27 protein-coding genes and 2 pseudogenes are annotated in these 24398 nt (G+C 64.8%); 16 read left to right on the forward strand and 13 right to left on the reverse strand.

What is annotated here, in order from left to right:
* Positions 1–5: 5 nt before the first annotated feature.
* Both Y900_RS24685 and Y900_RS24690 read right to left on the reverse strand, forming a co-directional pair.
* Positions 6–722, reverse strand: coding sequence for a rhomboid-like protein (locus tag Y900_RS24685; protein ID WP_081845225.1), 717 nt, complete (start codon positions 720–722; stop codon positions 6–8).
* Between the two features lie 17 nt (positions 723–739).
* Entirely contained in the window at positions 740–2428 is a 1689-nt protein-coding gene (locus tag Y900_RS24690; protein WP_036345053.1) for a tetratricopeptide repeat protein, read from the reverse strand.
* Positions 2429–2498: 70 nt separating this feature from the next.
* On the opposite strand from Y900_RS24690, the gene Y900_RS24695 reads away from it, so the two are divergent.
* Entirely contained in the window at positions 2499–2888 is a 390-nt protein-coding gene (locus Y900_RS24695) for a cupin domain-containing protein (protein ID WP_036345055.1), read from the forward strand.
* Here the strand turns inward: Y900_RS24695 and Y900_RS24700 are convergent.
* Entirely contained in the window at positions 2885–4468 is a 1584-nt protein-coding gene (locus tag Y900_RS24700) for a SulP family inorganic anion transporter (RefSeq protein ID WP_036347716.1), read from the reverse strand. The two genes, Y900_RS24695 and Y900_RS24700, sit on opposite strands and share 4 nt — an antisense overlap.
* A 153-nt stretch (positions 4469–4621) precedes the next feature.
* On the opposite strand from Y900_RS24700, the gene Y900_RS24705 reads away from it, so the two are divergent.
* The 5 genes from Y900_RS24705 to Y900_RS24725 all read left to right on the forward strand — a co-directional run bounded on the left by Y900_RS24705 (position 4622) and on the right by Y900_RS24725 (position 8626).
* Positions 4622–5254, forward strand: coding sequence for a PaaI family thioesterase (locus Y900_RS24705; protein WP_036345057.1), 633 nt, complete (start codon positions 4622–4624; stop codon positions 5252–5254).
* A gap of 9 nt (positions 5255–5263) precedes the next feature.
* Entirely contained in the window at positions 5264–5965 is a 702-nt protein-coding gene (locus tag Y900_RS24710; protein ID WP_036345059.1) for a hypothetical protein, read from the forward strand.
* On the forward strand, positions 5962–6405 hold the full coding sequence (locus Y900_RS24715; RefSeq protein WP_036345062.1) for a TIGR03618 family F420-dependent PPOX class oxidoreductase: 444 nt from the start codon (positions 5962–5964) through the stop codon (positions 6403–6405). The genes Y900_RS24710 and Y900_RS24715 overlap by 4 nt, the downstream gene beginning before the upstream one ends.
* A gap of 103 nt (positions 6406–6508) precedes the next feature.
* Positions 6509–7810 carry an HNH endonuclease signature motif containing protein gene (locus tag Y900_RS24720; protein ID WP_036347719.1) on the forward strand — a complete coding sequence of 434 codons (1302 nt, stop codon included), beginning with the start codon at positions 6509–6511 and terminating at the stop codon, positions 7808–7810.
* A gap of 60 nt (positions 7811–7870) precedes the next feature.
* Positions 7871–8626 (forward strand): enoyl-CoA hydratase/isomerase family protein, encoded by a 756-nt coding sequence (locus Y900_RS24725; RefSeq protein WP_036345064.1) that lies wholly within the window; start codon positions 7871–7873, stop codon positions 8624–8626.
* Between the two features lies 1 nt (position 8627).
* Here the strand turns inward: Y900_RS24725 and Y900_RS24730 are convergent, their stop codons facing one another.
* Positions 8628–8819, reverse strand: a complete 192-nt coding sequence (locus Y900_RS24730; protein ID WP_036345066.1) for a (2Fe-2S)-binding protein — start codon at positions 8817–8819, stop codon at positions 8628–8630.
* A 171-nt stretch (positions 8820–8990) separates the two neighbouring features.
* Here Y900_RS24730 and bfr point away from each other — a divergent pair, with 171 nt between their 5' ends.
* Positions 8991–9470: a bacterioferritin gene (bfr, locus tag Y900_RS24735; RefSeq protein ID WP_036345068.1), complete on the forward strand. Its 480-nt coding sequence runs from the start codon at positions 8991–8993 to the stop codon at positions 9468–9470.
* A gap of 1 nt (position 9471) precedes the next feature.
* Here bfr and Y900_RS24740 read toward each other — a convergent pair whose 3' ends face one another.
* Positions 9472–10320, reverse strand: coding sequence for an FkbM family methyltransferase (locus Y900_RS24740; RefSeq protein WP_131536271.1), 849 nt, complete (start codon positions 10318–10320; stop codon positions 9472–9474).
* Between the two features lie 199 nt (positions 10321–10519).
* Here Y900_RS24740 and Y900_RS24745 point away from each other — a divergent pair, with 199 nt between their 5' ends.
* Genes Y900_RS24745 through Y900_RS24755 form a run of 3 tightly spaced genes read left to right on the forward strand, consistent with a single transcriptional unit; the run spans position 10520 to position 13529 of the window.
* Positions 10520–11017 (forward strand): carboxymuconolactone decarboxylase family protein, encoded by a 498-nt coding sequence (locus Y900_RS24745; RefSeq protein WP_036345072.1) that lies wholly within the window; start codon positions 10520–10522, stop codon positions 11015–11017.
* A gap of 37 nt (positions 11018–11054) precedes the next feature.
* Positions 11055–12413: a type I glutamate--ammonia ligase gene (locus Y900_RS24750; RefSeq protein ID WP_420329785.1), complete on the forward strand. Its 1359-nt coding sequence runs from the start codon at positions 11055–11057 to the stop codon at positions 12411–12413.
* The gene (locus Y900_RS24755; RefSeq protein ID WP_036345074.1) at positions 12414–13529 is read left to right on the forward strand and encodes an amidohydrolase family protein; all 1116 of its coding nucleotides are present in this window, start codon (positions 12414–12416) and stop codon (positions 13527–13529) included.
* 13 nt (positions 13530–13542) lie between these two features.
* Here Y900_RS24755 and Y900_RS24760 read toward each other — a convergent pair whose 3' ends face one another.
* The 3 genes and pseudogenes from Y900_RS24760 to Y900_RS24765 all read right to left on the reverse strand — a co-directional run bounded on the left by Y900_RS24760 (position 13543) and on the right by Y900_RS24765 (position 15237).
* Positions 13543–13941 carry a hypothetical protein gene (locus Y900_RS24760; RefSeq protein ID WP_036345076.1) on the reverse strand — a complete coding sequence of 133 codons (399 nt, stop codon included), beginning with the start codon at positions 13939–13941 and terminating at the stop codon, positions 13543–13545.
* A 64-nt stretch (positions 13942–14005) separates the two neighbouring features.
* Positions 14006–14122: pseudogene (locus tag Y900_RS31120) on the reverse strand (nuclear transport factor 2 family protein); the annotation flags it as partial.
* Between the two features lie 74 nt (positions 14123–14196).
* Positions 14197–15237, reverse strand: coding sequence for a hypothetical protein (locus Y900_RS24765; protein ID WP_036345078.1), 1041 nt, complete (start codon positions 15235–15237; stop codon positions 14197–14199).
* Between the two features lie 62 nt (positions 15238–15299).
* Here Y900_RS24765 and Y900_RS24770 point away from each other — a divergent pair, with 62 nt between their 5' ends.
* From Y900_RS24770 to Y900_RS24780, 3 genes are all read left to right on the forward strand, one after another.
* Positions 15300–16298, forward strand: a complete 999-nt coding sequence (locus Y900_RS24770; protein ID WP_036345080.1) for a PIN domain-containing protein — start codon at positions 15300–15302, stop codon at positions 16296–16298.
* Positions 16299–16437: 139 nt separating this feature from the next.
* The gene (locus Y900_RS24775; RefSeq protein WP_036345082.1) at positions 16438–16860 is read left to right on the forward strand and encodes a hypothetical protein; all 423 of its coding nucleotides are present in this window, start codon (positions 16438–16440) and stop codon (positions 16858–16860) included.
* A complete protein-coding gene (locus Y900_RS24780; RefSeq protein WP_036345084.1) occupies positions 16857–17174 on the forward strand; it encodes a DUF732 domain-containing protein in 318 nt (105 codons plus the stop codon). Before Y900_RS24775 ends, Y900_RS24780 begins: the two co-directional genes overlap by 4 nt.
* A gap of 78 nt (positions 17175–17252) precedes the next feature.
* Here Y900_RS24780 and Y900_RS24785 read toward each other — a convergent pair whose 3' ends face one another.
* The 3 genes from Y900_RS24785 to Y900_RS32485 form a co-directional block, all read right to left on the reverse strand.
* Positions 17253–17921, reverse strand: coding sequence for a hypothetical protein (locus tag Y900_RS24785; protein ID WP_036345086.1), 669 nt, complete (start codon positions 17919–17921; stop codon positions 17253–17255).
* 651 nt (positions 17922–18572) lie between these two features.
* Positions 18573–19268 carry a hypothetical protein gene (locus Y900_RS32200; protein ID WP_131536273.1) on the reverse strand — a complete coding sequence of 232 codons (696 nt, stop codon included), beginning with the start codon at positions 19266–19268 and terminating at the stop codon, positions 18573–18575.
* Between the two features lie 607 nt (positions 19269–19875).
* The gene (locus Y900_RS32485) at positions 19876–20025 is read right to left on the reverse strand and encodes a hypothetical protein (RefSeq protein WP_157838271.1); all 150 of its coding nucleotides are present in this window, start codon (positions 20023–20025) and stop codon (positions 19876–19878) included.
* Between the two features lie 85 nt (positions 20026–20110).
* Between Y900_RS32485 and Y900_RS24800 the strand changes: the two genes are divergently transcribed.
* The 3 genes and pseudogenes from Y900_RS24800 (at position 20111) to Y900_RS24805 (ending at position 21789) form a co-directional block, all read left to right on the forward strand.
* The gene (locus tag Y900_RS24800; RefSeq protein WP_036345094.1) at positions 20111–20827 is read left to right on the forward strand and encodes an 8-oxoguanine DNA glycosylase OGG fold protein; all 717 of its coding nucleotides are present in this window, start codon (positions 20111–20113) and stop codon (positions 20825–20827) included.
* A 185-nt stretch (positions 20828–21012) separates the two neighbouring features.
* A pseudogene (locus tag Y900_RS33765) lies at positions 21013–21111 on the forward strand (DUF2510 domain-containing protein); the annotation flags it as partial.
* A 126-nt stretch (positions 21112–21237) separates the two neighbouring features.
* A complete protein-coding gene (locus tag Y900_RS24805) occupies positions 21238–21789 on the forward strand; it encodes a restriction endonuclease (RefSeq protein ID WP_051660245.1) in 552 nt (183 codons plus the stop codon).
* A gap of 134 nt (positions 21790–21923) precedes the next feature.
* Here the strand turns inward: Y900_RS24805 and Y900_RS31125 are convergent, their stop codons facing one another.
* Positions 21924–23309, reverse strand: coding sequence for a phage major capsid protein (locus Y900_RS31125; RefSeq protein ID WP_036345096.1), 1386 nt, complete (start codon positions 23307–23309; stop codon positions 21924–21926).
* Between the two features lie 388 nt (positions 23310–23697).
* The gene (locus tag Y900_RS24815) at positions 23698–24198 is read right to left on the reverse strand and encodes a hypothetical protein (protein WP_036345098.1); all 501 of its coding nucleotides are present in this window, start codon (positions 24196–24198) and stop codon (positions 23698–23700) included.
* Positions 24199–24398: the final 200 nt, after the last annotated feature.

Genomic DNA, 24398 nt, shown 5'->3' on the forward strand with positions numbered 1-24398 from the left:
TCACCTTACGCAACCGGCGTCGGTGGATGGCGGAAGCGCCAAAGGTCCAGCAGCCGCATCGGATCCACCGGTGAACCGGGACGGTTGCGCGCCAGCGGGTAGCAGGCGAATCCGACGAACAGCGCGACCAGGTGCCCGACCGGGGTGAACGTGGGGTTGATCGCCACCGCGCCCACACAGTAGGCGAGCGCGATGAACAGATAGAGCCAGCGCCACGGCCGCGCGATGTGGTACGTCAGCAGACCGCCGATGCCGACGGCGAAGTAGCTGACGCCGATGTCGCGGGCGTTGAGGTAGCGCGGGGAGATCATCGCCTCCTGGATCTGCCAGTACAGATACCCCTCACTGGCATAGGTGGCGACGATGTGGGCGATCAGCCCGGCGATCACGAAGCGCAGCCGGCCCAGCCAGCGTTCAGCCGGGGCCAGGAAGAGGCAAAACCCCACCAGGTACGGCCACCACGCCGCGCCGTCGAGCCACAGCAGGCTGGTGATGAGCACCCGGATCGGGTCGGAAGCGAGGTGGTGGAGGTTCGTCGAGTCTTTGCGCAGCAGCGCCAGCAGATGCCAGTGCGGCAGCAGGTGCTGGGCGATGGTCGTCAGGAACAGCACCGCCAGCCAGCCGAAAGTCACCGGTGCGGTGCCGATGAAATGCACGACCACGCCCGGCCAGCCACGCCGAGACGGGATGACCGGAGAGGGAGGTTCCATGCCGTCGTGCACGAGTCGAGATTACTGCCTCAGTGGCAGCAGTCCGTGCTGATGACCTCCAGCCGGCACGCACACGACGCCAGGATCGGGACGTCGGCGCGGGCCTTCGCCAGTTCGAGCTGACGGCCGATAATCACGGCCTCGTCGGTGCGGCCGAGCCGCTGCAGGCATTCGTGGTAGCCGTGCAGACTCCAGACGTTGCCCGGATGTTGGCAGGGCCGGCTCAGGGTGGGGTCGAGGCCGAGGTCGGCGGCATATACCGCGGCGGCGTCGGCGACCTTGCCTTGCTCCAACAAAAGCGCGCCATAGGCGTGCCGGGTCGGCTGCATCCAGCCCCAGGGTTCGTCGTAGGGAAGCTCGTCGTCGAGTGTGACCGCGCGCCGCAGATGGTCGAAGGCCGCCTCGAAATCGCCTTCCCGATAGGCGATCTCACCGTCGAGCATCGCCGCCGCGACGGCCAGGACGTCGCGGCTGGTGTTGTTGAACAGGTACCGCGACTCCGGGACGCGCGCATAGGCCGCGGCGAATGCTTCCCGCTCGGCGGCGGCCTGGGCCAGCTGTCCCTTGGCGGCGTGCGCGACCCCGCGCCCGTAGTGAAGGGTTGCCGTTGTCGTGCAATACAACTCGGTGTCGGCGGGCAGAGCCTCGGCGATCAGCTCGTCCCAGCGGCCGAACCGGATCAGCACGTGCACCCGCAGCGGCACGAACGCTTCCAGCCAGTCGGCCATCGGCGGCGACGGAAGAGACAGCAGTTCGGGGGTCAGCTGCCCGGACAGCTCGTCAGCGGCAGCCAGCGCGATCTGCGACTGGCCGGCGAACATCGCCGAATAGACGATGAAGTGCAGATCGTGCGCGCGGTACAGCGAATAGAAGTTCAGCGGCCCGGCGTGCGCGACGAAGCGGCGATCCGCCGCCACCGCGGATTGGTTGGCCAGCACCGAATCTCGATAGTTCCCGCACAGCACGTCGATGTGCGACGGCATGTGCTGCAAGTGACCGGCGTCGGGCACCAGGCCGCGCAGCAGGTCGGCAGCAGGCAGGGCGTTCTCGGGATGGGCTGACATCTCCATCGCGTGGATGTAGAGGTGCAACACGCCGGGATGGGCGCGGCCGGCCTCGGTACGCAGTGCGGCGTCCAACAACGCCATGGCCTCCACCACCCGCGAGCCGGGGGCCGGTTCGCCGGTTGCGGTGTCCCACAAGGCCCATGCCGTGACGTTCACCAGCGCATCGGCGGCCAGCGCCAGGACATCGAGGTCGTCGGGGTACACCCGTGCCAGCTCGGCCATGGCTTCGGCGTAGGCGGCGTGCCCCGCGGCCAGAGTTTCTGCGTCAGAAGGATCGTCGGTTGGGAACCGGGTTGCCAGCGCCGCGATCAGGGCGTGTTCGACGAGGCTGCCGCGGCACGTGGTGGCCAGCTCCAGTTCCATTCGGGCCCGAGCGAGTGAGGCGGTCAGGTCGCCGGGATCGAAGGCCTCCCAACCCTTGTTGTAGTTCGGGCCGATCGCATACGCGATTCCCCACCGGGCGATCGCGAGGTCGGCGTCGAGTGCCAAGGCCCGTTCGAAGCAGGCGATCGCCTCTTCGTGGTTGAAGGCGTACGCCCACACCAGTCCGCGATCGAACCACACCTGCGCTTGCGGCGACGGGGTGTCGACGGGCCGGTGGTGGTCACCGAGGTTGTAGTACGGCTCGGTGTCGCCGAGCGGAACCGCCATGCTGCACACCCTAGGTCAGCGCGGCCGGTGCGGATACCGTTGCAACCGACCAGAACGAAAGGGTGCCCTAGTGATTCGCTGCGTGCGTTTGTACACCGGAGCCGACGAGCAGTCCCACGTCGAGATCGGCCGCCTCGACCTGACTCCGGGACGCAATGACGACCTGGTGTCGGCGGCGATGTCGTCGACACGGGTGACGGCAGAGGAGACCGCCAGCGGCGGCACGCTGGCGTGGCACACCGCACCGGTACGCCAGCTCGTCGTGACGCTCGCCGGCACGCTGGTGTTCACCACCCGCGACGGCGAGGAATTCACTCTTGCTCCCGGCGACGTCTTGCTGGCCGAGGACACCGTGGGCTCCGGGCATCAGTGGCGCCTCGTCGGCGCCAACCCGTGGCGACGGCTCTACATCGTGCTCGCCGACGGCGCCGAGGTCCCGTTCGTCGCGGGAAACAGCTAGTGCCCGGCGACGATGTCGGACTCGTCGACGGTCACCGGTTCCTTGGCCGCGGGCAGCAGCGAATACAGCAGACACACCACCGCGAAGAACAGATAGCCCAGCGCCACTTGGGGATTGGCGGCCCACCCGATCTCGGGCGCGTGGATCAGGCCGATGAACGACAGTGCCGCGGCCACCACTGACGCCAGCGCGGCGTAGCGGAACTTCTTCTCCAGGATGAACGTCACCATGGTGCCCAGCAGCAGGCCGACCAGGATGGCGCCCTCACCCAGGGTTTGCAGTCCGTCGTACACCACGCCTGCGCCGCCGAGGGCGTCCATGCCGACCTTGGCCGCCGACGTCCCGGCGGCGTTCAGCGCATTGTCGATCAACCCGCTGGCCCACTGCGCGAGGTTGGGCAACAGCGCCGCGACGACGGCAACCGCGTGCAGGCGCGGCACGGCCTGGAAGGCCTGGGCGCCGATGAGCAGACCGATGTACAGCAGGATCGGCACGATCGCGGGCACCGGCAGCAGCGCGGCCAGCACACCGAACAAGCCGAGGAAGCAGAGCAGGCCGATCACCACGCCACTGGCCAGCGAGTAACCCGCGCGGCCGCCGGCATCCTTCCAGCCGGGATGGCCGATGTAGACCGCCGGCGGGAAGGGTGAGCCGAAGGCCGAGCCGATCACCGCGCCGGCGCCATCGGCCAGCAGCACGCTGCGCAGGTTGTAGTTGTCACCCGCGGCGGCTGCGCTCTCCACGTTGCTCATCGCCTCGGTGAAGTTGTAGACCCCCAACGGGATTGCGGTGCCGAGCAGCGGGGCCAGGTGCGCAAGTCCGGAACCCAGCAGATCGAGGCGAAGATCGGGGATACCGATCGCGATGTCGGCGACGGCCTTGCTGACATCGGGTGCCGACATGAATCCGCCGATCCATCCGATCGCGGTGCCGACCAGCAGCGCCACCAGACCGACGGGAATGTTGCCCGGCAACTTCACGTCGGTGAAGAAGCCGATCAGGATGATCGCCAGCACCGGCAGGCCGATCCAGGCCGCCTCCCACATCTGGGCGGCCGGACGCATCGAGATGAACGTGATCGAGATTCCGGCCAAGGTGCCCAGCATCGCCGCGCGCGGTGTGAGCTTGCGGATGTAGGGGCCGACGAAGCCGCCGATGATGACGATGACGCCGATCATGAACGCCCACGCCAGCCCGGACTGCCAGGCCTGGATCGGGTTCTTGGTGGCCAGGTAGACGGGCAGCATCACGACGAAGACCACGATGAACATGTGCGGCACGCTCGGCCCGTACGGCAACGCGGTGACGTCGGTGCGGTTCTCCCGCCGGGCCAGCCGCCGGGCCAGGAACGTGTAGTAGAGGTTGCCCAGCACGAGGGCCACGCCGAGCGCGGGCAGCACCGTGCCCAGCACGTCGTCGGCCGGGAGCTTGATGACCCCGATCATCAGCGTGGTCAGGGTGAGGACGTTGACCAAGATGTTGAAGCCGAGCCCGAAGAAGGCGTTGAGATCGCCTCGGGTCCACCACGGGGTTTTCAGCTCGCTCGGCGGTGTCGCGGGCTCGGTGACGTCGGTGCTCATCGGCATGCCTTTCTGGCGCGTCGGGGACAGCGAGCGCTACCTGCAGATTCTCGACGCTCGCGTTCCAACCAGGGGTCAGTTGCGTGTCATTCGTGTTAGCGCGCGGCGAGACCCTCGTTCGACACGGCACAGACGTCGTGTTCTAGTGCTGAGGTGCTGGAGTTCACCGTCGAAGACATGTCCGCCGAGGAGGTCGCCCGAATGCAGGCGATCTATGAGCCGCTGGCGATCTCGGTGCGTGAGTTGGTCGACGCGACGATCCGCAGCGAGGTCGACGCCGAGACCGTCGCCGCGGTGAAAGCCGACATCGACGCCGCGACCGCCCGGCTGCGGAGCAAACAGATCGTCGGCGCCTTCGGGGTCCGGCGCACCCCGTCGGGCCAGAGCATGAGTTGGGGTAACGCGGTGATCGGGCTGCGCAACCCGATCGCTCCGCCGTTGGTGATCCACCGCGACGACGACGGACGGCGCTGGTGCGACTTTCATCTCGGTGCCGCCTATGAGGGTCCGCCCGGGCATGTGCACGGCGGGGTGTCGGCGCTGGTGCTGGATCACGTGCTGGGGGAGGCGGCCAGCCCGGATACCAAACCTCGTTTCACCGGCAGCATCACCGTGCGTTACCTGCGGGCCTGTCCGCTCGGCCCGCTGCACTCGGAGGCTCAGATCACCCGCGTCGACGGCGTGAAAACCTTTGTCTCCGGCTACATCTCCGATGCCGATGGCATCACCGTCGAAGCCGAAGGCGTCTTCATCACTCCGCGCTGGCTGCGCGACCGACTGCGGTAGGTTCCAGCCATGGAGAAGGTGATAGTCACACTGCGGACCGCGGCCGCCGACGACGAGTGGGCAGAACAACTGCGGGGTCCGGTCGCGCACGAACTGCTCGCGCTCGGTCTGCCGGGGCTGACGGTCAACGTCCGCGACCGTGACGTCCGCGAGTCGATGATGACGTTGACGACGCTGGATCCGCCGGTGCAGGGGCTGGTCAGCGTGTGGACGCAGCAGTACTACGGCGATCAGATGCTGATGGCGCTGGAGTTGCTCGGCCACTATGCCGAGGAGATCGCCGCCTACCTGGTGACCGAATCCGCACCGCTGCCGCCGCCGTCGACCCCACCCGGGGAGCGGTCGCCCGGCCTGGCCAATATGGCGCTGCTCCGGCGGCCCGCCGACATGGACGAGCGCACCTGGCTGGCTCGCTGGCATGGCAATCACACGCCGGTCGCGATCGCGACCCAGTCCACGTTCACCTACGTGCAGAACTATGTCGTGCGCGCGATCACCGAGGACGCCCCGGTGATCAACGCAATCGTCGAAGAGCATTTCCCCATCGAGGCGGTCACGAGTCTGCACGCGTTCTTCGGCGCCGCCGACGATGCCGACCTGCAGAGCCGCATGGAGCAGATGGTCGCCAGCACAGCGGCTTTCGGGGCCAACGTCAACATCGATGCGGTACCCACCAGCCGCTACAACTTCCGCAGCCCGTTTTCGGCATGACAACGCTGGACGAGGCAGTTGCGCTGGCGCAGGCCGACCGGGGCCTGGCGGTGGTCGCGACAGTGCGGGCAGACAACACCATTCAGGCGTCGTTGGTGAACGCGGGGATCGTCGCGCACCCGGCCACCGGCGAACCGGTACTGGGCTTTGTGACCTACGGCCGGGTCAAGCTGGCGAACCTGCGAGCCCGGCCCGCGGTGACGTTGACGTTCCGCGACGGCTGGCAGTGGGCGTCGGTGGAGGGTCACGCCGAACTCGCCGGCCCCGACGACCGGCCCGCGTGGCTGACGTCGGCGGACCAGCTGCGGCTGTTGTTGCGTGAGGTGTTCATAGCATGCGGTGGCACGCACGATGACTGGGACGAATACGACCGGACGATGGCCGAGCAGGGCCGCGTGGTCGTGCTGGTGGCGCCGACCCGGGTGTACTCCAACGGCTGACCCGGTTTATCCCCAGAACCGCTTTCATCCACAGATCGGGTTTCGCGACCACTTCTCGTCCACTCTTCGAACTAGTGTTCGAAGAGTGGGTGCGATCGATGTGATGCGGGAAGCGCAGGGTCGGTATCTCGAGTCCTTGGCTGCGGTCGATTTCGACGAGCTTTCCCCTGCTGATCGTTTTATCGTGCTCGAGGAGTGGGAGACCGCACGGCGCCAGCAGGTCGCGGTCTCCCACGCATTGATCTCCCGGCTGGAACAAGTCGAAGGTTGCCCGCCGATCCCGATCACGCTCGCGGATGTGTTGCGGATCAGTCCGCGGGAGGCCAAGCGCCGCTTGCGGGATGCCGAGCAGGTGGCGCCGCGTCGGGCGTTGACCGGTGAGCCGTTGGCGCCGCTGCTGCCGGACACCTCGGCGGCCTGGCACGCCGGGCAATTGGATGGTGAGCATCTGCGGGTGATCCAGAAGTTCTTCCGCGATCTGCCCGACCACGTCCCGGCGGTGGAGGTGGAGAAGGCCGAACGCACACTGGCCGAGCACGCCCAAACGATGCGGCCCGACCAATTGGAGAAGATCGCCCACCGGTTGGCGCTGCACCTCAACCCCGACGGGAAGTTCTCCGAGGAGGACCGCGCCCGTAAACGCGGGTTCGTCTGGTGCGGTGGGCAACAGGTCGACGGGATGAGTGTGGGCCGGCTGATCGCCACGCCGGAGTTGCGTTCCCTGCTCGATGCCTGGTTCACCAAGTTCGCCGCACCAGGGGTGTGCAACCCCGCCGACCAGACACCTACGGCCACTCCATCCGAGGAGGTGGCCGACCGTGACCTGCGCAGCCACGGCCAACGTCAGCACGATGCGTTGACCGCACTGGTGCGTGGTCAACTCGGTGACCCGAAGTTAGGTCAGCACAACGGGTTACCGGTGACGGTGATGGTCTCGGCCACCCTGCAGGACCTTCAGGCCGCGACCGGGCATGGGGTCACCGCCACCGGAACCCTGCTGCCGATCCCCGACGTCATCCGGATGGCCAGCCACGCTTATCACTACCTGGCCCTGTTCGACGGGGTGCGCGGGCAGGCGTTATGGCTGGGCCGTACCAAACGCGTGGCCTCGGCTGATCAGCGGATCATGTTGCACAGCAAGGACCGCGGCTGCACCCGCCCCGGCTGCGACAAACCGGGATACCTCACCGAAGTCCACCACGTAGACGAGTGGGCCCAGGGCGGGCTGACCAACATCGACAAGCTCACCCTGGCGTGCCCCGCTGATCACCGACTCCTCGACCACGGCTGGAAAACCCGAAAACTCGCCGACGGCGACACCGAATGGATCCCACCGCCGCACCTACCCATGCTGCGCGGCGGCGTCAACGACTACCACCACCCCGAACAACTACTGGGGGGCTAGGTCTCACCTGCCGGGCTGTGGCTGCACGCCGCAGCGTGCCGCACCGTTAGGGTGTGCCGCGTGACGCTGCTCATCGACGACGAGAACCGGGTTCGCACGATCACCCTCAATCGCCCGGACGCCCTGAACGCCTTCAACGAGGCGCTCTACGACGCCACCGCTGAGGCGCTGCTCGCCGCTGCCGACGATCCCGAGGTCGCCGTCGTGATGATCACCGGAGCGGGCCGCGCATTCAGCGCAGGCCAGGACTTGGGCGACATGCAGGAGCGCATCACCAATCCCGACTTCGTCCAGGGCGCACACGGATTCCCGGGCCTGATCACCGCGCTGAGCCAATTCCCCAAGCCGCTGATCTGCGCGGTCAACGGGGTCGGCCTTGGCATCGGCACCACGATCCTGGGCTACGCCGACCTGGCGTTCATGTCGTCGACCGCGCGGCTGAAGTGCCCCTTCACCAGCTTGGGGGTAGCTCCGGAGGCGGCGTCGTCATACCTGTTGCCGCAGTTGATCGGTCGGCAGAACGCGGCGTGGCTGCTGATGTCCTCGGAGTGGGTGGATGCCACTGAAGCGCTGCGCATGGGTCTGGTCTGGCGGGTCAGTGAGCCCGACGAGCTGATCACCGACGCTCGCAAGCACGCTGAAGTGCTTGCCTCCCGGCCTATTTCGAGCCTGATGGCGGTGAAGCAGACGATGACCGAACCGGCCAAGCCTGAGATCGCCGCCGCGACGGCACGGGAGAACGCGTTCTTCGAGAAGTTGATGGGTGCTGCTGCCAACGCCGAGGCGCTTGCGGATTTCCATCGCGGAAAGTCTTAGCTCAGCTCGCCCTGGCCGTGTCGCCGACGGACGCGAAATGCTGCTCGATGATCGCCCGCACTGTGCGACGGCACCGGCCGCAGTCGCCGCCCGCGCCGCAGGCCGCGGCGACCTGCTTGGACGTGCACGCACCGCGGGCAACGGCGTCGGTGACCGTGGCACTGGTCGCCCCCGCGCAGAGGCACACGTACATCAGCGGTTCACTCTCGTCGCAGGGTGGCGTCGCACACCGGTCATATTAGCCGAGACTAACCTTAGTTAGGTACCCCTACAACATGCCGTCTCATCCAGCTGAACAAAACCGCCCTCGTCCTTGCATTAGGGTGATTCCGGCAGCCAGTCGGGCGGCGTGAGGGGAGACGTCATGCAAGGTGATCCGGAAGTTCTTCGCTTGCTCAATGAGCAGCTGACCAGCGAACTGACCGCCATCAATCAGTACTTCCTGCACTCCAAGATGCAGGACAACTGGGGATTCACCGAGCTGGCCAAGCACACCCGCGAGGAATCCTTCGACGAGATGCGTCACGCGGAGGCCATCACCGACCGGATTCTGCTGCTCGACGGCCTGCCCAACTATCAGCGGCTGGGCTCGCTGCGCGTCGGGCAGACCCTGCGCGAGCAGTTCGAGAGCGACCTGGCCATCGAGTACGAGGTGGTCGCCCGGCTCAAGCCCGCCATCATCGTGTGCCGCGAGAAGCTCGACTCCACCACGGCCAACCTCTTCGAAGAGATCGTGGCCGACGAGGAGCACCACATCGATTACCTCGAGACGCAGCTCGAGTTGATGGACAAGCTGGGCGTGGAGCTGTACTCCGCGCAGTGCGTGTCACGACCCCCGAAGTAACCTACGAGCGGTCTTCGGCCCGCCACGCGTAGACCATGCACACTTCGCTCTGCACGGCGCCGTAGCGCTCGCGTTCACTGGCAAACCAGTACGTCGTGAACCCGTGGGCCTCGAGCATCTCGACGATGACGTCTTTGGTGGCGAAGTACTCCACTTCCAGCACCACCTGACGGATCATGGCCCACTGGGTCGGCGTGATGCCCTGCAGCACTGCGACTTCGGCACCCTCGACGTCGAGCTTCAGGATGTCGATCCGTGTCAGGTCGTACTCCTCGATGACCGACGACAGCGGGACCAATGTGGCCGTCACCGTGGTGGTCCGGCCCATCCACGCGACCACAGGCCGCACCGCGGCCCGGCGTACGGCCAGCGGAGCGACCGGGATGAAGCCCGCCACATCGGCCACGAACCGGCCCAGTCGCTGGCGTGCGAACTGCGCGTCGCGCGTGCTCCACAGAGAGAAGTTCGGGTGGTGCGCGAAGACCACCGTCTCGTTCGTCGCGGACAGGCCGCGGTTGATCGGGTGGATCATCAGGGACGCACCGGGCCGGGCGCCCATCGCGGCGGCGTACTCACCGCGATTGGCCGCCTCGGCGTTCACCGCCAGCACCGCGTAGGTGGTGGGGATCGGCTCGAACGCGAACACCTCCGCGTCGCCGCCGCAGCGCAGCGCCGCGAACAAGGTGAACATCCCGATGTTCGCGCCGGCATCCACAATGACTGCGCCGGGCTGGAAGTCGATGTACTCGCCCTTGCCGTACACCGAGTCCGCGCCGAAGATCTCCGGGTACAGAAAGTTGGTTTCGATCCGCTGCCACTGATGAATCCGCATGCCGTTGGGGAGCGTCACCGGTGTGCCTCCCGGTCTCGTCCGCAATCTCGTTCCGGCGAGCCAACCCGCCGCCAGAACCGCCGCCCCCGCGAGACCGCCGACCACCGCCCGCCGGCCTGGAAGAGAGTTCACCCGGGTATTGTCCCTGAGCTCACGCCCGGTCGGCGAGAAACTAGAACACGTTCCAGATCGGCCTTGCCGGGCGTACCATCACGCCATGAGCCGAATCGGAAACTTCCCTGACGACGACGTCGCGGGCTGGATCGTCAAGTCTCCCGACCTGGGAACGGCAATGGCCGCCTTCTCCCATGCGGTCTACAGCGACAAGAACCGGCTGCCGATGCGGGTGCGTGAACTCGCCCGCGCGGTTATCGCTCAGGACAACGACTGCGTCTTGTGTCAGAACACCCGGGACGCCGACGGACCGGCCGCCGGTGTGGACGAGGAACTCTACGACCACGTGCTGGAGTGGAAGACGTGGGAGGGCTACAGCGAGCAGGAGCGCATCGCCGCGGAGTTCGCCCACCGGTTCGGAACTGATTGGGCCAAGCTCAAATACGACGACGACTTCTGGGATCGGGCTCGCGAGCATTTCTCCGACGAGCTGATGGCCGACCTGACGTTGTCGTGCGCCATGTGGGTCGGCATGGGCCGCATGCTCAGCACGCTGGACATCGGCCAGAGCTGCAAGTTGACCTTGCCGAGCCGCGCATAGCGGCTATCCGTCGCATCGGGTGGGTGTGATCGGCACAATGGCTGCCATGACCACACCGCCGGCCGGCGCAGCGATCGGGCAGTTGGACGCCGACGGCGTCGATACCGTCGTCGGAACCTTCGTCAATCCCGCAGGCCTGACCCACGCCAAGACCGTGCCTGCCCGCCGGGTCAACGCGTTCGCCGATCCCGGGCTGGGTTTCAGCCCGGTCACCCACGGGTTCGCCATCGACCGCGCCGGTATCGCGTTCGCCCCGGGGATCAGCGTCGTCGGCGACCAACGGATCCGCATCGATCTCGACGAGTTGCGAGTCATCGGCGATGGCCTCGCGTGGGCGCCGGCCTCGTTCTTCGATCAGGACGGAAACCCCGTCCCGGCGTGTGCGCGCGGGACTCTCGGACGCATCCAGGCTCGGTTGGCCGACGCCGGCCTGGAGGCGTTGGTCGGCCACGAGATCGAGTTCCTCTTGGTCGACCCCGAGGGCAACCGGCTGCCCGGCAACCTGTGGGCCCAATACGGACTGGCCGGCGTGCTGGAATACGAAGGCTTCGTTAAGGACGTCACCGCGGCGGCCGCGGCGTCCGGTGTCGGCATCGAGCAGTTCCACCCCGAGTACGGCATCAACCAGTTCGAGATATCCCTGGCCCCGAAATCGCCGGTGGCTGCTGCCGATCAGCTGATCTTGGCCCGCATCATCATCAGCCGGGTGGCCCGCACATACGGACTGCGGGTGAGCCTGTCACCGGTGCCGTTCGCCGGCAGTGTGGGTTCTGGCGCACATCAACACTTTTCGCTGTCACGCGCCGACACCCCGGTGTTCTCCGGCGGGACTGGTGCGCAGGGGATGACCCCCGAAGGGGAGAACGCCATCGGCGGCATCGTCTCCGGGCTGCCTCAGGCCCAGCTGATCTTCTGCGGGTCGATCGTGTCCGGTCTGCGAATGAAGCCCGGCAACTGGGCCGGCGCCTACGCATGTTGGGGAACCGAGAACCGGGAAGCGGCAGTGCGTTTCGTGCGCGGCGGGCATGGCAACCCGTATGGGGCCAACGTCGAGGTCAAGGTCGTCGACCCATCGGCCAATCCGTACTTCGCCACCGCCGCGATCCTCGGCCTCGCAGCCGACGGCATCGAGAACGGCACCGCACTGCCGCCGGAGACGACGGTCGACCCGGGCGCCTTGTCCGACGACGCTCGCACGGCCGCGGGAACCGTCGCCCTCAGCACCGACCAGGCGCAGGAGATCGCGGCACTGGACGGCTCGGCCCGGTTGCGGGCGATCCTCGGCGATCCCGCCGTCGACGTCCTGGTCGCCGTCCGCCGCTACGAGCATGAGATGTATTCGCACCTCGATCCCGAGGCGCTGACCGAGAAGTTCCGGATGGCGTGGAGCATCTGAGTGCCTGTATCCGCTTCGGCACTCGGCGACCACATCGCCGCTATCCGTCTGGTGGACAACCATGTTCACGGCTACTGGCTGACCGCCGGTGATCGCAGGCGCTTCGAGAACGGGCTGAACGAAGCCAACATCGAACCGCTGGCCGACTTCGACTCCGGCTTCGACACCCAACTCGGTTTCGCTGTGCGTGCGCACTGCGCGCCGCTGCTCGGGCTGGCCGAACATGTTGACCCGCAGACCTATTGGGAACGCCGCAGTGAACTGACCGAAGACCAGCTGGCGCGGCTGTTCCTGCCCGCCGCCGGAGTCAGCGACTGGCTGGTCGACACCGGCCTGCCCGGCGCCATCGCAGGGCTGCCCGAGATCGCCGACGCGTCCGGGGGCGAGGTCGGCGAGATCGTCCGCATCGAAGAGGTCGCCGAGCAGGCCGCCACAGCCCCGGGCGACTACGCCGATGCGTTTCGCCGGATCCTGCACCAGCGCAGCGAGACCGCGGTCGCCACCAAGTCGGTGCTGGCCTATCGCGGCGGCTTCGACGGCGATCTGTCCCAGCCCGGCGCACGCGATGTCGCCGCCGCTGCAGCCCGCTGGCGCGACGCCGGGGGAGTGCGGCTGACCGACCGCACGCTGCTGCGGTTCGGCGTGCACGAAGCTCTTCGGCTGGGCAAGCCGCTTCAGTTCCACGTCGGCCTCGGCGACCGCGACTGCGATCTGCACCGGACCAACCCGATGTTCTTGCTTGACTTCCTGCGCCGGTCCGGCACCACGCCGATCGTGCTACTGCACTGCTATCCCTACGAGCGCGAAGCCGGTTATCTGGCACAGGCTTTCAACAGCGTCTACCTCGATGTCGGTCTGAGCGTCAACCATCTCGGAGCCCGCGCCGAGGCGTTCATCGCGCGCACCCTGGAGTTGGCTCCGTTTCGCAAGATCCTGTACTCCTCGGACGCTTTCGGCCCTGCCGAGTTGCACTATCTGTGCTCGCGGCTGTGGCGGGCGGCGATGGCCGCGGTGCTCTCCGGCTTCGTGGCGCGCGGCCACTGGAGCGAGGCCGACGCGATCCGGGTTGTCGACCTGATCGGGCGCGACAACGCCGTCCGCGTCTACGGTCTCTAGTGGCCTCTGGTCGTCAGGAGGGCGGGAAGTGCATCCAGCGCGCCATGTCGGCCGGCCCGGTGCAGATCAGTGGCACCCCATAGACCTGGGGTTCCCATTCGTCACCGGCCACCCGCTGCTGCGCGGTGGTTCCGGGCGTGGTGCACGGCAGCGCGTTGGCAGCCTCGCCGACCAACGGCCCCGTGGCCACCCACACGCCGCTGGCCGCGCAAATGAGGGTGTTCTTCTGTGCATCCAAGCCGAAGACGAAGCCCGGGCTCGGTGTGCAGGGTGTCCCGCCGACGACGTTCTGCGCGACATTCGGCACACAGGTCGGGGAGTGGCACGAGGTGGCCGACGCGGGAGCGGCCAGGGGGATCGCAGCGCTCACCAGTCCCGCCGCGACGACCGACCCAACGACGATCCTGCGCATGTGTGCCTCCTGTCGACCATCCTGTTCGGCCTGCTCAGACTAGCGGCGCGAGGTCGCCCCGGGGTCAGATCAGCCCGGTCGCGTCGAACATCCACGACATGTCGGCGCCGGCCAGGTCCTCGAGCCAGGTCGGCGGCGCGAAGCTGGTCAGCCCGTTCATGTCCCAGTAGTCCTTCCGTAGGCCAGACGTAGCGTTGTGCTCTGAGCTGGAAAAACGAGGTCATCCAAGGACGTTGTGCTGCAAAATATGTGGGACTAGGCAAACGGAGGTTGATCACAGTTGTCGCTCCGTTCAGGTTGCTCGGACTCGCTGTTTTCAGCTGCAGCGGGGTCGAGGTCACTCTTGTCGTCCGCGGTCTCATCCTTACTCTCGTCGGCGGCAGGCTGGTCCTCGTCATGCAGTTCGTTGTCACTGATGGGCTGCGGTCCAACAAGCTCTGCGTTGTCCCACAACTGCTCGTACTCCTCGCGCAACACCGCCGCCGCCTTCTCGGGCATCGGAGTAAAAACGGTGGTCGTTCGTCCGACCCCATTGAGCGAGGTACCTAGGGTGAAGACCGAATTGTCATCGGCAATGAGGTAACGATCGTGCAATTTGGTCGACTTCCGCACTTCCACTCGCCTGCCTAGGCTGGCGCTGTCGAGGTGGGTTTGCATCGCCGATAGTTCCGACTTGCCCGACTTAACTGACACTAGTAGTCGCGACAGCTGGGTGCTGACGATGATTCTGTGGAGGCCATCGAGCTTCAGATACGGATCGACAAGTAGACCGGCACCTGCGTTGGCTAGTTGTCCCACCAAAAGTGGGTAGGCAAGCGGGTCGTGAGCTTCGAGGACAACAACACTGACGTCCTCATCGGTGGCGTCCGTCTCGCGATCGCGTAGAAGCGCGCGACCTAGATCGGTTAGCCGCAGGCCTGATACCTCGCCGGATCGAGCAATTTTCTCCAGCCACGTCAAACGGACCAGGTGCTCAATCGCCGTCTCTGCCCGTTTGACCAATTCCCTGCGGGGGCTTCCGTATAGCTGATCAACGAACGACGTCATGCCCGCAATCTGCCTACTCAGGGACGACACGGACCCCATCATCTTGGACATCGCGCTGACCTCATTCGGACCGAAAAGTGCACCCCGGTAACCCAACCCGGGACGCTCCGTTATGCGGTACTCGGCCTCGGCTGGTTTCGGGTTGTTACGCCACAGCATGACTTCGTCAGCAGTCGGGGCATAGCTGCTTCGGTTGCAAGCTGCGATGAACGCCAGTAACCGATACTGCTCGTCCGAGAGAATATTCACCGGGCCGACGATAGGCGCGCCGAAACCAACGCGCTACAAGCTCGCGCAATTAGCCTGGTGCGGTGCTCCGCTTGCTGATCGATACCTCCACCTGGCTTGATTTAGCTAAGCGTCGTGACGGTCAACGCTTAATCGTGCCTCTACGCCTCCTGGTCGACGACGGCCTGGTTGACCTGCTTGTCCCAGAGCTTGTGGTCGACGAGTTTGAACGTAACCGGGCCAATGTGGAGAGGTCCATGACGTCGAGCGTTAGTGAGCGTTTCCGGTTGATTCGCCAGGATGTCGCGCTGTACGGCTCCGTCGACGATTTCGAAGGCTTTTTTGCTGAGTTCGTCTTCGAGCAGTGGGCGCATAAGATCCCGATGATAGGGGCGATGACGACCCGCAACTTCGAGGAGATTCGGGAATTACTTCAAGGCGGGACCCGCCTTGAAGCGACGGCGGCCGACCACGCACGTGTGGTCGCGCGGGGTCTCGCGAAAACTGCCCCATTTCATCGGTCACGCAACAGCGTTGCCGATGCCTTGTTGATTGAAATGTATGCGTCAGCATTGGCTTCGGCAGACCCAGGCGATCACTACGCATTCATCACCTCCAACTCCGACGACTTCTCAACGCAGAACGGCGACAAGCGTCAGCCCCACGAGGACTTGGCCGCCCTCTTCGCCAGTGAAACTTCGACTTACCGCCTGGGTGATGCGGGTCTTGAGCAAGCGCTTTACGACGAGTTCGGCGAAGAGATGGCGCAGCTAGTTCAAGAGACGTATTTCGTTCAGGAACCGCGGGGCTTGTCCGACATCCTCGCCGCAGAGAAGGAACTCTTCGACAAAATTTGGTATGAGCGGTCGATGCGCCACGACCGCGAGCTAAGTGCGAACGGGAAGACCGACGAACTTGCAGAGCACAGGCGCATAGCGCGAGAGGCCCGCGAGCGGGTTGAAAAGACATATGGCACAGCGAATCTGGGACCGTTTGACCCATTCGATCTCGGGATGCTGAATGGCAAGCTTTCGGCCCTAAGGTGGGTACTCGGCAGCGAATGGGACTTCCTCGACACGTGATCGCATCCCCTCGCGTGGCTGCCTGCGTCGGCGCGCAACCAACAATCAAAAAACCAGGCCAGTGCACCAATAACAATTACAGTCCGCCAGGGACTGGAACCGTGCTCCACTGTCGGACGCCGGGCGTACAGTCCCGGATATGGCAGTCATCTTTGCCTTGGTGCTCGCCGTCGTCGGCGCCGTGGTCCTCAGCGCCGCAGGCTTACAGCTGTGGGAGAGCCGCCGCCGACCGGCACCGCGGTGCGCCATGCCCGCTCCGGACGGCTCGCGAGCGTGCGCCGACGACGCTGGGCATCTGGGCTGGCACCACACAGCCCGCGCGCGGTGGTTCGGTGCCGTCTGGGGGCCGCCGGCCGCACAAGTCAGGGCCGCTAAGCCAACCGCCAAGCCGCCGGCGCTGACCGCGCCGGCCAAGATCCCGACCCCTGCTGTAGCCGTGCTCGAACCGACGCCGACGTGCATCGGCGGCAAGCCGATCCTGGTGCAGGTTGGGATGCTTGGGACTCGCAGACCAAAGGGCTACTGCTACCCGGATGCTCGACCTGCAGGAGTCAACTCGTGATCCGACAAATCGCCGCCGCCATGGCGGCACTGGCACTCGTCGGCGCGCCGACCGCCGTCGCCGACACCACCGATCAGCAGTTCCTGGACTTAATCCATGCCAACAACGTGCCCGGCCAGGACGACTCACTGATCGCATTCGCGCACGAGTACTGCGACGGTAACGGGACATCGACGATCCTGCCGCTCATCGGCCAAGGCGTCACACCAAACCAGTTCTACACCGTCCGCGTCGCCGCATCCCGGGTGTACTGCCCGATGAAGATTGCGCAACCGAACCATCCGGCGCCAGTGTTCACCGGCCTAGTGCCGTGAGATACGAAGGTCGCGTGTTGATTTGAACCCGAGGGAAGCGCGTCTTCATCCGCAGAAGCGCGGCCGCCCCGGACTGCGTCAAATCTCTGTGCCAATAATGGCGGGCTGAACCCGGCCGTCCCCCTCGCATTCGACGCAGCCTACGGCGATGCTCTGTACCCGCTGAATCTTGCCGAGTTCTTCAACGACGAGACGGGCGGCGTCGTTGCGTTTCTTCAAGGCAACAACACCGTCGTCTGTAATCGGTTTGCGACCTTGCTTGCCATCTACCGTCACGTTCGTTGCGGGGATGCCGGAAAGCTCGTTGTTCAGCAGTTGATATTGCTCATAGACGGTGTCCAGGTCCGGGAAATGTGCACGAAGGGCAGCCAGTCCGGAATAGTCGAGGATTTCAAATCCCGTCGAGGGAAGAGCCCAATCAGGGTCCATCGTCTTGTTCAGGCGTTCGCTCCAGGCCTTGGCCGAATTCTTCAGCCGGATCACATGACTGTTGTTCGCCGCCTTCGGTGGTGGTGGTGGTGGCGGTGGTGGCGGTCGCCCCACGAGCCATTCCCATCGCCTCAACAGGCCGATCACTAGCACCACATCCACGAAAAAGATTCCGTAGGCGGCGATCATGATGCCAGCCGTCCAGTCGAAATCGGACGGATGGGTGGCGGCTTCGATTGCTGACAGTCCGATCGCGAGCGCCGCCGTGACACCGACGACGACACCCCACACTGTCGTGTTGTGCTCACCGTCGGCCATGAAATGGCATTGTGTCAGTGATCGCGCGCGGAGGCGTGTCAGTTATCCAAAATCCTGTCCAGGCCAGACGAAGGTTCCCGAACGAGCAGGTGACCTTTTACCGCCGCCACCAGCCCGGCGGCACGTCCCCGTCCCGCTCCATCCGAGCCATCGCCTTCGTGACACCCGGATGCGATAGCCCAACCAGTCGAGCAATAAGCGCCGGTGTGTACCCGCGCCGGTGATAGGCGCGAATCGCTGCGTCTCTCCGGTCGCGCAGGGCGTTCACACCCGGACGCCTACGGCGTGACAACTCGCCATATTCCATCGTCATTGTTCCTGCCCTAAAACTGTTGCCCCGCAGCAGTATGCGTCTCCGGTATCACGTTGCAGCGCAATGCTTTCCGCGGCCAGAAGTACGCCGGTGTTGCATTGCACAATGCAACTCAACCGGAGGGGGATACTCGACCCTGCGGGTCGAGCTTGGTTCGGCGGCTTAGACTTTAACCCCGCATCCCCTGTTGTAGATGCTAGCATTTATTCGCCCTTCGGAGCGACACATCGAAGGCAGGGAATAGACGAAATTATATGCACCGCATTATATTTGGCGAAATAGTTCGCAGCTCGTCCCGTCGGCTCTCTCACGCAAAACCTCTCCTGCCCTGACGCAGATCAGCCGAGTTGGTATGCCTCGCGCGCTAGGCGGAAGAAATGGTGTGTCGAGGCATCCGTGCACGTGACCCCGGAGGCCTCGCTTTCGCACGTGATGGAGCCTGAGCGCCAGCTAAACCCGTACATCAGGCCCTCATGCTGACCATTGGCAAATGTGTCTGATTGGCAACCAACGAATGTGGGCGGCTGACCTTCTCGCATCATCACCCGAGCACCGGATCCTGACGAACAAGTTGGGGGAAAGGTGTGGTCCGCAACTTCACAGATCGCGTAACCGACGCCCTTCGAGGGACCGACCTTGCATGCGATGTTCCCTGACGGCAGTTGCCAGACAAACGATTCCGTATTCTCGGTCGGCGAGGGCGGTGTGCTGGCCAAGGCAGGGGATGAAGGTTCTGCCATCGGTGGAGAGCTATTAGTTTTGCCGTCCCCGGGAAGCGGCACTGTCGTTGGATCCCCTGGCGCCGGACACTCCACCCGCTGGCCGCTGGTTTTGCCGTAACACGACGACATCCGACCCGGGTGGAGCACGAATCCATATTTCTCCAGCGGATTCAGGACCCGATGGTTGAAGCCCATGAAAGTGGCGAAGACGATCTCGTGCAGGCCGTCTTCACCTTCCGCGTAGGGGCCAAGCATGGCGACGTCCAAGTCGATGGCAGAAGCGCTCCCCTTCGGGTAGATGCCATAGACCACTGGAGCTCGATAGGTGGAATTTCCGCCTTCACATTCGCCACTGTCATCGGCCGTGGGTAGGGCTTTCCCGCGGGGCAAGAGCTGGGAGTTACACACGTCCGCGGTCCACTGTCCGATCGTGCCGGTCAGGTGTTCGGGGGGTGCCGGGGAAGTGATCGGATTCAATCGGGGCGGCGGCAAGCATCCGATGAGAACGCTCAGCGCGACTCCCGCGACGACCGCCGAATACCCGACGGGACGAAATGACGTTCCAACGAGCGCGGCGAGTAACGCCCGCGCCCGAGCGTTGATTAGACGGAGACGCAAATTCATAGTGCGGGCTACGAACCTAGTACTCGAGTCCGGCGAGCTACTGCTTGCCGCACTTGGCAGCAAGAGCCCGCGTCCTGCTTTGTTGCGAAGAACGCATGTGCACTCAGCACAATGGTGAAGCGCCATTGCGTGTCGACAGGCGGAAGTGTTGCCATGCGGGGACGGTACCCGTGCCGACGATCTCTGAGGCGACTTGCGCTCCAGTCCGTCTGAAAGCCGCCGACCAAGTCACGGCTAGTGATCGATCACCACCTGAACGTCCGCGCCAGGCCGTTTACGTAGCTGCATATTTCGGCTAACCGATCTCTGGGCCTGCCGCCCATTTATCCATCGGCGGACAAGTCGGGGTGAAGTCCCTTGTCTCGCGGTCGTCGGTGTGCTCGGCGTTAACAGCCAGTAGCGCCTGAAGCGCGTCCCCGGGTGCCACGATGTCGTCGTGGCTCATGGCAGTGCACGTTAGGGCCGGCCACTTACATCCCGGTCTCCTGTCCGTCGTCTCACTGTAGGGCAGACCAGGCACAATTAGGTCCATGGCTGCCACCGACCTCGCGGATATCCACCTGGCTGCTCACGCTGTCGTCCAGCTCCAGGCGATAGATCCTGTCCGCTGGATCCACGGCCACGGGTTCAGTGTCGATCGCCGTTGGTGGACAGTCGAACTCACCACCCACGGATTGGACGACACGATCCTAGGCGACCACATCAGCCGGGGCGACATATTCAACATTGCGGGGCCTGCCCTCGTTGAACCAGCCGCAGCGCTGAGGCTCTTGTGGAACACACTCGCGTGGGGCAGCGGAGACAGTCAGCGCAACAATAAGGCCCGCATCGCCTCGATCGCCGCCAACCGCGACTCCATCGCAGCACTACTTCAAGAGGCAGCTCGGCTCAGCCGAATCGACCCCCGCGCTGCCTACGACCTCCTGCGCCCGAACAACAAGACCGCTATCGGCGAACTCGGGCCAGCGTTCTTCACTAAGTACCTGTACTTCGCCGGCGGCGGGGCCGCTCACCACCGGTGCTGCATCCTCGACCGAAACGTCGCCGCGTCGCTGAATCACACTTGCGGTTGGAAGTCACTGCCGGTCGAACGAAATGACTGGTTGGCAAGCGCGTACGAGCGTTACGCACTCTTGCTTGACCGCTGGGTCGAAGAGCATCACCTGTCGCGGCATGACGTTGTCGAACGGTTGCTATTCGAAGACGGCAAGAGGGTCAACCGGTGGGCCGTCGCGCCACGGAGATGACTTTCCCGCGGACACCGAACCTGCACCGTCCGACCCACTCATCGCGTATTGCCCCAGTACTGGGAATTTGCTGCAAATTGCCATGCGTCCCCACGTCACAGCACGTCCCACAATAGGTTGACCGGAGCGGCAATTCGCGGACCGATGCGGGGGTAGTCGTGGCGGCTAGTTATCGACCGAAGTTGGTGCGGAGCAGCTGGCCGCCCAACTGGTATGTAGACCCATGGGACCACGGACAGTGGCGCTACTGGGATGGTGCCTTCTGGACCGGTCATACCTCGGAGCGTTACCGCGCACAAAAGGCACCCGTCCCCGATCACTTGCACCGGGCTTTCGCTGCCGCAGCCGCCACAATCGGCAATTCCAACAAAAGGGAATTAGATTCGGACCGTATACGCCACGGAGATGGGATGGACGGCCCACTCGGAGTGCAGCTCGACCTTGAGCGTTTATGTCCTGTGTTGAGCGACGTCCCAATTGAGGTCACGCGGCCGCTGTACCAACTGCTTTCGAGCGAGCGGGTACACCACCGGAAGTTGCGTGCCCACCTTGCCGAGCGGGAGCGCCACCTGGCTTATATGAATTCAGGCATGCGCGAGATTGATGCCATGCCGGGCGTTGAATTCGAGCGCTACATCGCGGCCCGATATCGTGCGGACGGCTGGACGGTCCGCCATACGCCAGCTAGCGGAGACTATGGGGTCGATCTCATTGCGACCAAAGATGGCGAGCTCGATCTCGCTATTCAGTGCAAAAGACAGGCGAAACCCGTTGGAGTGTCTGCCATCCAACAGGTCGTCGCAGGCGGGATGCACTATGGATGTGCGCGCACCATGGTTACAAGCAACCAGGAGTTCACTCCCGCCGCTCGAAACCTCGCCGCGACCCACAACTGCCAGCTTATCGGCCGAGCAGAGCTCCTAGAGACAATTTGGATCGACAGTCCTGGAACCGATGGTTGAGAGCCGCTACGCGATTCAAGGCCCCACGACGGCGGACACCTACAGTTCAGGCCTGGTCGCGCGACTACATTCGCCTCGACCCAGCAGGCTGACAAAAGGTGCTACGGGAGCAGATCCGGACTCACGATCGCAGATCAGAAGGTGATCGCCGGCAGGCCGGTGATCTCCACCACGGACTGTGGGTAGCGGGCCGCGGTGAAGGCTAGGTACCCGTAGATCTGCAGGAGCACCGTGAGGGTGTTGGCTTTGATCTCTGGCAGGGCGCGGGCACGGATGCCCGACTCCCACAGCACCAGGTCCGAGGCCCGCATGACGTACACGGCGTCTTCGGTTCCTGGCGTGGTGCCGACAGCGCCGAGCGTGGTCGGGATGCTCGGGTCGGTGACGACCGGCAGGCCCTGCACATTGCCGACCACCTGCTGGGAGGCGACAGCGTCGAGCAGGCCGCCTGCGTTCTGGGGGATGTTGGCGTTCGGGAGGAACAGCGGGCGATCGTTCTGATCTAGTTGCGCCAGAAGCCATCCCCACCGCGCCGGGTGCATGACGATGACCTCGGGCGGCAGGAATCGAGTGACGTGGACCTGCTGGATCGCGTTGGCCAGTGCTCGATAGACCTTTGCGACGTCGGTGCCGCTGCCGGTGGGCGTCACATTTCCGATGCCGGGGGTGTTGTGCACACCGAGGATCTGGCCGTTGGAGCCCGAGCCGAGGATGACGTACTGGTTTGTCTGGGCCGCGTGTGCCGCGGTCAGATCCCGGAACACCATGTCGTCGAACGCGACCGGCGACTGGTCAATCAGCTGAACGGCCACCGACTGACCACCGGCGATCGTGCGGACCGGCGCGTTGACGAACGTGTCCGTCAGATCCGTCTCCGAGATCGCGGTGTTGTCACCGTTCTGCGCGGCGACGGTTGTACCGGTAGCGAGCTTCGGGATGTTCAGCGAGTCCGTGCCCGACGGCAGGGGCTGGCGCTGCACCAGGTTCGCGAAGGCGCGACCGGGGCGGGCCACCTCGATGAACTGATCCATCAGCCAAACCGGGGGAACTGCGTATCCCCCGGAGCCATCAACGCGGTCCAGGGCGCGGTACTCCGCGTAGCTCGGCGCCGTTTCGACCTCGCGGGCGTGGCGCATCAGCCGGTCGCGGGCCTCGCCGGTGTGGTCGAGATTGGCCGACATCCGCACAAGGTCCTGTAGGTAGGAGCGACGCGGGTTGCCCTTGGCGTAGGTGTGGGGCTCGGTGACGACCGTGGTCATGGCTGTGCTGCGCTTTCCGGAAGCGGGAAGGCTGAGCTCCCCGTGAAGATTGAGGGGGAGTTCGCTGCGCTGAAGGTCTGCGCGGGCGTCGGCGAGTCGTGCTGCGATCGCGCGACGTTCGGCGACCTGAGTCGCCAGTTCAGGTGTAAAGTCCGTCAGGCCGGCGCGCTGGGCGGCGTCGAGCCGCACGAGTACATCGGCGTTGACGCGATCAAACTGCGCCTGTAGTTGTGTGACGAATTCAGTTTGTGTGCTGGGCATTTGGGCACGCGCGTCCTACAAAGAGGGATTGGCGTGCAGCTGAATCAGTGAACGGTTTGGCCCCGCGCTACCGAAAGCGACCGTTGAAAGCTTGTGGCAGCGTGGGGCCGCCCCGATCCAGTTACACCCAACCCATTCGGGAGGGAAGCACCCACGAAGCGCACGCCGGTCTCAAGGAACGTTTGCTGCGAGGGGGGATTGAGCGCTTCCGCGCCGGGCGCTGTGCCAACTGCCCCGGGTTGCACTATCTGTCGGGAGGGCGTGCCGCTCAACCGGTCTAGTGCTACCGCTCGCCTGAGATCGTATCAGGTCATCCGTCGGAAAGTGTGAATTGCACTGTGCTGCAGCGTGTTTGTGCAGCGCGCTGTTACATTAGGTCTTCGTTTCACTAATCCGTGATCCTGGGAAGGAACCTACCGTCCTCATCGATGACACCACCGACAGCGGGACCGCGAAACGGTGCGGCCGCTTCAGCAGCAGCCTCCACCGCGGCCTCACGCAGGAGTTCATCCCGGGCGAGAGCCCGAGCCTCGATCGCTTCGTCCGCGGCGACCCACTGCCGAACAATCCAGCCCACCGCAGCCGGCGGCCACCACTCCGGAGTCCGTTCCGCGGCGCCGATCCAATGTTCAAGCACCCGCGCAAACAGGGTGAGTTCAACATCGTCAAGACAATCGAAGCCCGGGGCGGGCGCGCTGCCGTATAGCGCGTCGAGCGCTTGCAACACCCAGGAAGCAATGCCGGCCGACTTGACCTCTCTGATGGCGTAGTCCAGGAAAGCCGCGATTCGATCGTGTGAATCATCGTCGAACCCGTTGGGTGCAATCGTCATTGAGGTTCCTCCCGCCCGGTAGTGAATGTTGATCTGTAGCGTGTGCGGCTGCGACACGTGCCGTGGACGCCTACAGCGACGACCTGGTGCGCCACGCAGCCTGTATGGGTGCATGTATCGGCTGCTTCGAGGAACCTCCCAGCGCCTTCGCCGACATTGGGGCGGAATCCACGTGCCGCGCCGGTCGACGTCAGATGCCACGCGGCGATGTGGTCAACGGCCTCGACTACTGGCAGGAGTTCGGGCGGCTTCGGTTG

Origin of the sequence: Mycolicibacterium aromaticivorans JS19b1 = JCM 16368, assembly GCF_000559085.1 — a bacterium.
In the GTDB taxonomy this organism is placed as follows: Bacteria; Actinomycetota; Actinomycetes; order Mycobacteriales; family Mycobacteriaceae; genus Mycobacterium; species Mycobacterium aromaticivorans.

What these genes read in the sequence shown, in the direction of transcription:
- Y900_RS24690 (WP_036345053.1), bottom strand. Translation starts at nt 2,428, where the DNA reads ATGGCGGTTCCGCTCGGCGACACCGAGCCGTACTACAACCTCGGTGAC.
- Y900_RS24700 (WP_036347716.1), bottom strand. Translation starts at nt 4,468, where the DNA reads ATGAGCACCGACGTCACCGAGCCCGCGACACCGCCGAGCGAGCTGAAA.
- Y900_RS24710 (WP_036345059.1), top strand. Translation starts at nt 5,264, where the DNA reads ATGGAGAAGGTGATAGTCACACTGCGGACCGCGGCCGCCGACGACGAG.
- Y900_RS24715 (WP_036345062.1), top strand. Translation starts at nt 5,962, where the DNA reads ATGACAACGCTGGACGAGGCAGTTGCGCTGGCGCAGGCCGACCGGGGC.
- Y900_RS24720 (WP_036347719.1), top strand. Translation starts at nt 6,509, where the DNA reads ATGCGGGAAGCGCAGGGTCGGTATCTCGAGTCCTTGGCTGCGGTCGAT.
- Y900_RS24730 (WP_036345066.1), bottom strand. Translation starts at nt 8,819, where the DNA reads ATGTACGTGTGCCTCTGCGCGGGGGCGACCAGTGCCACGGTCACCGAC.
- bfr (WP_036345068.1), top strand. Translation starts at nt 8,991, where the DNA reads ATGCAAGGTGATCCGGAAGTTCTTCGCTTGCTCAATGAGCAGCTGACC.
- Y900_RS24745 (WP_036345072.1), top strand. Translation starts at nt 10,520, where the DNA reads ATGAGCCGAATCGGAAACTTCCCTGACGACGACGTCGCGGGCTGGATC.
- Y900_RS24750 (WP_420329785.1), top strand. Translation starts at nt 11,055, where the DNA reads ATGGCTGCCATGACCACACCGCCGGCCGGCGCAGCGATCGGGCAGTTG.
- Y900_RS24760 (WP_036345076.1), bottom strand. Translation starts at nt 13,941, where the DNA reads ATGCGCAGGATCGTCGTTGGGTCGGTCGTCGCGGCGGGACTGGTGAGC.
- Y900_RS24775 (WP_036345082.1), top strand. Translation starts at nt 16,438, where the DNA reads ATGGCAGTCATCTTTGCCTTGGTGCTCGCCGTCGTCGGCGCCGTGGTC.
- Y900_RS24785 (WP_036345086.1), bottom strand. Translation starts at nt 17,921, where the DNA reads ATGGCCGACGGTGAGCACAACACGACAGTGTGGGGTGTCGTCGTCGGT.
- Y900_RS32485 (WP_157838271.1), bottom strand. Translation starts at nt 20,025, where the DNA reads ATGAGCCACGACGACATCGTGGCACCCGGGGACGCGCTTCAGGCGCTA.
- Y900_RS24800 (WP_036345094.1), top strand. Translation starts at nt 20,111, where the DNA reads ATGGCTGCCACCGACCTCGCGGATATCCACCTGGCTGCTCACGCTGTC.
- Y900_RS24805 (WP_051660245.1), top strand. Translation starts at nt 21,238, where the DNA reads ATGGACGGCCCACTCGGAGTGCAGCTCGACCTTGAGCGTTTATGTCCT.
- Y900_RS31125 (WP_036345096.1), bottom strand. Translation starts at nt 23,309, where the DNA reads ATGCCCAGCACACAAACTGAATTCGTCACACAACTACAGGCGCAGTTT.